This is a genomic window from Vibrio sp. 10N.222.52.B7 (assembly GCF_041474275.1).
Lineage (GTDB): Bacteria > Pseudomonadota > Gammaproteobacteria > Enterobacterales > Vibrionaceae > Vibrio > Vibrio crassostreae_C.
Genome location: NZ_JBFRTU010000051.1, coordinates 1 through 928, shown reverse-complemented (window position 1 = coordinate 928; position 928 = coordinate 1). Strand labels below are relative to the sequence as shown.

The 928-nt window shown below is 46.2% G+C and carries 1 protein-coding gene; it reads left to right on the top strand.

Annotated features, from left to right (window positions below; translation table 11 throughout):
* A partial coding sequence (locus tag AB4512_RS14065) for a VCBS domain-containing protein (protein ID WP_372175070.1) occupies window positions 1–928 on the top strand: 928 nt, incomplete at both ends.

Sequence of the window (928 nt, the reverse complement as noted above, 5' to 3'; positions counted from 1 at the left end):
GGCCGATAATCATCACACCCTCAATCTGCTAGTAGGTGCCACAGACAAAGACGGCGACGCTTTAACCATCAGTCACCTTGAATATGCCATCGATGGTCAACCTCAGTCGGGCCAACTTCCAACGGGCATTACCTTAGATACTGATGGTCATACATTAATTGTTGATGCCACTGATCCCGCATTTAACCATTTGGCCAATGGTCAGTCGCAACAAATCGCTATCACTTATCAAGTAGAAGATGGCCATGGTGGAAGTACGCAACAAACCGCCACGCTTACGATTGCCGGGACAGATGATAAAGCCACACTGGTTTCTAATGTCATTCAGCTCACTGAAACACAAGCGCTGGATAGTGAATTTAAATTCTATAGAGGCCAGCTTCAGCTAATTGACCCTGATAGTGGTGATAACACTCAGTTTGTTTTTAGCGGGAAGTATTTAGGCCAAGGGTTTGAGCCTGGTCACCTTGATGTTTGGCCTAATGGCACTTATCAATTCAGATTAGAAGCTGTTACCAATCGTCATGCGGACGATCTCATTGGTAGCCTACATGCTGGCGAGTCGATGGAGCTCCCCTACGAAATCGAAACCAATGATGGTCAAAAGCTCACCATTATGGTGAAGGTGACCGGTGAAGATAACCAAGCAAAAATTGAAGTAACGCCCTACTCCAGCCTCAATAATCATGTTTACGAAGATCACACTTCCTTTGGCAATACCACTAATCAACTCAGCAGTGGCGGCACGTTACACGTGATTGACCCCGATCACGACCAAGCCGGTTTTATTGCACAAACCATCACCACCGCCGAAGGTGGTCGGTTCAATATCAACGCAAAGGGCCATTGGTCATACGATATTGACAATGATAAAGTCCAACATTTAGGCGCAGGGGAAAGCTTCCAGCAAACCTTTACCGTTGAATCT